The sequence below is a fragment of the Streptococcus sp. GMD4S genome (assembly GCF_000296955.1).
On the sequence record NZ_AJRE01000451.1, the window covers coordinates 1 to 6,441 of the forward strand.

Sequence of the window (6,441 nt, forward strand, 5' to 3'; positions counted from 1 at the left end):
GCAAAAATGTATTTCTTATTTGTCAAATCAGCACCAGAATGATAAATCAAACCTTCTGATTCCGGGAACTGTAAAACCTTTTGAAAATCCTTTAAAGACTTTTGAAGAATTTGCTCCCTATGAACGATAAAGAGCATTCTTTTCGGCTCAAATTGTTGAACATCAAAAGCTGATAAATATGTTTTTCCTGTCCCTGTAGCACTGATAACTAAAGCTTTCTTTTTCCCTGAATCGCGAATAGCCTGCAGACCTTTCAGTGCTTCATTTTGCATCTTATTAGGTTCAATACTTGTAACCTGATATTCTGCTATTTCCTCTTCTCGAATCTGGTCCACTCGAATTGTTTTCTGACGCTTTCTAGCGTAAGAATCAATCTTTTCTGTAGTTAAAACATCCGACTTTTCCCAAATTTTTTCAAACTCTTTTTTAGTAGCTTGAATTAACTCTCCATTGTAAGTTGATGTCAACTTAATATTCCACTCGTAATTGATTTTCAATGCATTATGAGTTAAATTTGAACTTCCAGAAATAAGAACCTGTTTCCCCTGATGTTCAAAAAGATAAAACTTAGCGTGCATCTGCAGACTCTCTGGAGTAAGTCGAACTTCAACATTTTTCAACTTGAGTAATTCTTGCATGGCAACCGGATCATTAAAATCAAGATAAGGAGATATAAGAATTTTACCTTTTATTCCTTTATCCATTAAATCTGATAATTGGGATTTTATCAGAGCAATTCCTGATTGGGTAATAAATGCTACCGAAATATAAAAGGCTTGGCATTTTGATAATTCTTCTTGAATATCCTTCAATACATATCGCTTGGACTCTGGGTCATTAATTAAAATTTGAGGAGAGTATCCCCCTTCTTGAAATTTAATATTATCAATAAATCCAAACTTTAAAGATTTGATCAAGGTATCTTGAAATAAAGTGACGCCTTCTGGCATAGACCTTCTCTTTTCTATTGTTTTAATATTTTCATTATACCAAAAAAACACGGCTTACCACCGTGTTTCTATGTTTATTTCACCAACTTCTTCATCTCATCAATACGTGCTACGGTCGCATCGTATTTGGCTTGATAGTCAGCTTGTTTGTCGCGTTCTTTTTGAACGACTTCTGGTTTAGCATTGGCTACGAAGCGTTCGTTAGAGAGTTTCTTACCGACCATATCCAGTTCTTTTTGCCATTTAGCCAGTTCCTTGTCGAGACGAGCCAGTTCTTCTTCGACATTGAGGAGGTCTGCCAGTGGCAAGTAGATTTCTGCTCCTGTGATGACGCTTGACATAGCGAGTTCAGGTGCAGGGATGGTTGATGCGATTTCCAAGCGCTCTGGATTTGTGAAGCGTTTGATGTAGTTGACATTGCTGTTAAAGAAAGCTTCCAAGTCGCTATCGCTTGTCTTAACAAGAATGGTGATTGGCTTGCTTGGAGCGACGTTTACTTCTGCACGCGCATTACGAACAGCACGGATCAAGTCTTTAAGACTTTCCACACCTGTGTGAGCCGCAAGGTCTTCAAAGGCTGGATTGACAGTTGGGTATTCCGCTGTAACGATAGAGCCTTCTGAGATTTGTCCAAAGATTTCCTCTGTCACGAATGGCATGATTGGGTGAAGGAGACGAAGGATCTTGTCCAATGTGTAAAGGAGAACAGAACGTGTGATGACTTTTTCATCTTCGTTATCGCTATAAAGGACTTCCTTGGTCAACTCAACATACCAGTCCGCAAACTCATCCCAGATAAAGTTGTAGAGGATGTGTCCAGCAACACCAAACTCAAACTTATCAAAGTTTTCAGTGACTTTGCCGATGGTTTCATTGAGGTTGTGCAGAATCCAGCGGTCAGTGACATTTCCAGCTTCCTTGTTAACAACTTTTTCGACATTGGCAGTTGCTTGGTCAAGAGTCAAGCCTTCATTGTTCATGAGGATGTAGCGAGAGATGTTCCAAATTTTGTTAATGAAGTTCCATGAAGCATCCATTTTCTCGTAAGAGAAGCGCACGTCTTGCCCTGGTGCAGAACCGTTTGAAAGGAACCAACGAAGGGCATCGGCACCGTATTTCTCGATAACATCCATTGGGTCAATCCCGTTACCAAGAGATTTAGACATCTTACGTCCTTGCTCGTCACGGATAAGACCGTGGATAAGGACGTTTTGGAATGGCTGACGGCCAGTGAATTCCAAGGATTGGAAGATCATACGAGATACCCAGAAGAAGATGATGTCGTAACCTGTAACCAAGGTTGAAGTTGGGAAGTAACGTTTGAAGTCTTCAGAGTCGACATCAGGCCAGCCCATGGTTGAGAATGGCCAAAGGGCAGAACTAAACCACGTATCCAAGACGTCTTCATCCTGAGTCCATCCGTCGCCTTCTGGAGCTTCTTCCCCAACATACATTTCACCCTCAGCATTGTACCAAGCAGGGATTTGGTGACCCCACCAGAGCTGACGTGAGATTACCCAGTCATGGACATTTTCCATCCATTGGAGGAAGGTATCGTTGAAACGAGGTGGGTAGAATTCTACCTTGTCGTCTGTGTCTTGGTTGGCAATGGCATTTTTCGCCAATTGATCCATCTTGACGAACCATTGCGTAGACAAGCGTGGCTCAACCACAACACCTGTACGCTCTGAGTGACCAACACTGTGGACACGTTTTTCGATTTTGACGAGGGCACCAATTTCTTCCAACTTAGCAACGACTGCCTTACGAGCTTCAAAACGATCCATACCTGCAAATTCGAAGGCCAAGTCATTCATGGTTCCATCGTCGTTCATGACGTTGACTTGTGGCAAGTTGTGTCGTTGACCAACCAAGAAGTCGTTTGGATCATGGGCAGGTGTGATTTTCACGACACCAGTACCAAACTCTGGATCAGCGTGCTCATCTCCAACGATTGGAATCAATTTATTAGCGATTGGAAGGATGACGTTTTTACCAATCAAGTCCTTGTAGCGTGGGTCTTCTGGATTGACTGCAACCGCAACGTCCCCAAACATGGTCTCAGGACGAGTTGTCGCAACTTCAAGGGCACGTGAACCGTCTTCTAGCATGTAGTTCATGTGGTAGAAGGCACCTTCCACATCCTTGTGAATCACCTCGATATCCGAAAGGGCTGTACGAGCTGCTGGGTCCCAGTTGATGATAAATTCACCACGGTAAATCCATCCTTTCTTGTAAAGCTCCACAAAGACCTTGCGAACAGCTTTTGACAAACCTTCGTCAAGGGTGAAACGCTCGCGAGAGTAGTCTACAGAAAGCCCCATCTTGCCCCATTGTTCCTTGATAGTCGTCGCATACTCGTCTTTCCATTCCCAGACTTTATCAAGGAATTTTTCACGACCAAGGTCGTAACGGCTGATGCCCTCGCCACGCAAGCGCTCCTCAACCTTAGCCTGAGTCGCAATCCCCGCGTGGTCCATCCCTGGAAGCCAAAGCGTGTCGAAACCTTGCATACGTTTTTGACGGATAATGATATCTTGCAAAGTTGTATCCCAAGCGTGACCAAGGTGAAGTTTCCCAGTTACGTTTGGTGGTGGAATCACGATAGAGTATGGCTTAGCCTTTTTATCGCCTGAAGGCTTGAAAACATCTTCATCAAGCCATTTTTGGTAACGACCAGCCTCAACCTCGGCTGGATTGTATTTAGGTGAAAGTTCTTTAGACATGTGTTTGCTCCTTAATATATTTAAATCAATAGTTTATGATTTATTTGCAGTTCTGGCATAGATATAACTCTACCATTCTTAAAATATTTATAGGGCGTCGTATTGACAGTAACTATTCCAATTTCTATATGAATGAACCTACCAAACTCTGCCTCGAATAGTTCCTTATGTGCCTCAATCTCGGTCTTCAATTTTCGTAGTTTTGAAAACTCTTTATAGATTGAAGTATTAATAATGCTTTTACATTGCCTCATATTTCTTGCTAAACCATAATTTTTTAAATCGTAAATATATAAAGTAGAATTATATACAAAGAATAAGTCAATTTCTCCCATTAATTTCTTTGATTTTATTAAATTTTTTATTTCTTTATGTTTTGATTGATTTAAATAATAATTAGTCCTAGCATTAACATCAATTTTTAAAGCTATATCTTTGAGTTTGGGCAATAAACGCTCGTCAAAATTTTCTTTAATTAATCGTGTCCATTCTTGTCCATTTTTTTTATATAAAATATCTGTTCGTAATATTCTGTATGGAAAATATTTAGCAGATTCCAAAAATGAAAAGACTGGAACTACATCGAAATTCGAAAAGTTTATTAAAGGGGAACGAAACATTCTTTTATTTGGTTCACCTACTAAACTTTCAATTTTATTTCTATAAAACTCTTGATTATTGAGAGTTAAATTTTCAATAATCAATTTAGCAGTATCTACAGATATTCTCTGATTTAAAGCTAAATCATTAACAAGTAAGTCTCTTTCAGCAACACTAACATAGTTATTACCCAGCTTAAAAGCTCTTTCATCATCCGTTACACTCAAATATTTTTCTAAAATTGAAGGCGACACCTTTTTAACTTTTTCAAGGTATCTCATAATAATATCAATTTTTTTATCTCCAATTATAACTATCTCATCTCTCGTTTCGCTAATATATTTAGAAAATTGTTCAAATATTCGGCTTGGAAATACAATTCCTTCTCCTCTGGTGAATTGAATTTCATCTCTTTCTTGTTCTTTTAGAAAAGGTAAAACATCGATATAACTATCTAACTGAATTATTGAAAAAGATAATCCGAACAAATCAAACATAGCTTGAAAATTTATAGACGGAATTTTCTGAAATTGACTATCTTCCAATAATTCCATTGTTAAAAGTTCATTAACAATCAACTCTAAACATGTTTTTAATTCTCCTAAAAACACTCTGGGATCAAAAAAAGTGTATGTGTTTATTCTATTAAACTGCTTAATAAGAAAATCAATGCAATCACGTTCTTCTTGGATAAAATCTGTATTTAAATACATTGTAATTTTACTTAACACGCTTGCTAACAAACTCATCTGAATAATCATGTAACTCCTATCATATAACGATAGACTGTTTCTTATTTTCATCATGATTTCTTTTCTAACACAATTGATTAATTGTTTAATGCCACTGTTGCTCAATGTAAAAGTTTTTGGTATATCTAACTCTAAAAAATGTAGTTCATCCAAATTTTGCCCAATAATTTGATTTGCCTTAGTTTGAAGAGAAGGACGTTTGAATTTTGAAAATAGATTTGGCAATTCATTTTGGGTATTCTCTGATACACTTGAAGCAAAAATTGTTAGCAAAAATTTAAAAATCTCATTATTTTCGTCAAAACCTCCACTAGCATCCAACATATACTTTAGAGTATCTTTATCGAGCTCAATAATCTGACTATTCATTTTTCACCTCCCACTCACTCTTCAGCAAGCCATATATCAGACTGTCACAGCGGTTGCCTTGGGCATCTTTGCGGTCTCTTATGCGAGCTTCTAAGGTAAAGCCAAGTTTCTCTGCGACTCGTTGACTTTGGACATTGTAGCCAAAACAAGTCAGCTCAATCTTGTGAAGACCAAGTTCTTTAAAAGCTAAATCAATCAAGGTACTCGCAGTTTCTGGAACATAACCTAGACCCCAATAGTCTGGATGTAAGATATAGCCAATCTCCAAGACATCATCCTCATGACGACGAGGGAAATCAACAGAGCCGATAATAGTATCGGTCCCTTTAACCACTATGCCGTAACCAGCTGGGAGATTGTCCTTTTCATTGCGCTCGGGAAGGGTATGCTCCAGATAATAAATCTCATCTTCCAAGCTCTTGACGGGCGGAAAGCCTGCTGGATAGGAAACTTCTGACCTACTGGCATAGTCAAAGATATCCACAACATCAGCCACGGTACGGACTCGTAAGACTAGCCGTTCGGTTTCTAAACGTTCTGGCAACTCTGCTCTTGTCATCCTTCTACCTCGCTTTCTACAAAAAATCGCCCCTGCCATATCCATGACAGGGACGAATGTGTTTATCCGCGGTACCACCCAATTTCGGGCAAGGCCCGCAACTCTCGTCTTTATAAATAAAAAGACAATATTATTTCATTTTTCATCCATCAGCAACCAGTTTTGACACATTTGTGGACTTCTCAGCACCGCCACTTTCTGTAAAATGTGGGATCCAAAACACCTCTAATGGCTCTATTGTAGCAAGTTTTTCTCGGAAATGCAAGGGGCAAGAAAGATTACTTGAAGCTGATTCCGTGCTCTTTTAATTTCTTAATGGTAGCTGGGCCGATTCCCTTCAAGGCAAGGAGTTCTTTTTCAGTCCAGTTTTTAAAGTCAGCAGCCGACTTGATCCCCTCATCATAGAAAGTCTTAGCACGATCTACTGAGAGGCCACCCAAAGTAGCTGCGAAATCTTCTACTGAATTGGCTACTTTTTGAGCTTG

The 6,441-nt window shown here is 39.1% G+C and carries 5 protein-coding genes; all 5 read right to left on the reverse strand.

Annotated elements, in window-relative coordinates:
* A partial coding sequence (locus GMD4S_RS11265) for a DEAD/DEAH box helicase family protein (RefSeq protein ID WP_001114050.1) occupies positions 1-950 on the reverse strand: 950 nt, incomplete at its 3' end.
* Between the two features lie 74 nt (positions 951-1,024).
* A complete protein-coding gene (locus GMD4S_RS11270) occupies positions 1,025-3,676 on the reverse strand; it encodes a valine--tRNA ligase (protein WP_000032179.1) in 2,652 nt (883 codons plus the stop codon).
* A gap of 20 nt (positions 3,677-3,696) precedes the next feature.
* The gene (locus GMD4S_RS11275) at positions 3,697-5,397 is read right to left on the reverse strand and encodes a hypothetical protein (RefSeq protein ID WP_001088062.1); all 1,701 of its coding nucleotides are present in this window, start codon (positions 5,395-5,397) and stop codon (positions 3,697-3,699) included.
* A complete protein-coding gene (locus GMD4S_RS11280; RefSeq protein ID WP_000196179.1) occupies positions 5,390-5,956 on the reverse strand; it encodes a GNAT family N-acetyltransferase in 567 nt (188 codons plus the stop codon). Before GMD4S_RS11280 ends, GMD4S_RS11275 begins: the two co-directional genes overlap by 8 nt.
* A gap of 278 nt (positions 5,957-6,234) precedes the next feature.
* Positions 6,235-6,441: helix-hairpin-helix domain-containing protein (locus tag GMD4S_RS11285; protein WP_000300074.1), on the reverse strand; the 207-nt coding region annotated here is incomplete at its 5' end.

Coding starts and splice junctions, on each gene's coding strand:
- GMD4S_RS11270 (WP_000032179.1), bottom strand. CDS start 3,676: ATGTCTAAAGAACTTTCACCTAAATACAATCCAGCCGAGGTTGAGGCT.
- GMD4S_RS11275 (WP_001088062.1), bottom strand. CDS start 5,397: ATGAATAGTCAGATTATTGAGCTCGATAAAGATACTCTAAAGTATATG.
- GMD4S_RS11280 (WP_000196179.1), bottom strand. CDS start 5,956: ATGACAAGAGCAGAGTTGCCAGAACGTTTAGAAACCGAACGGCTAGTC.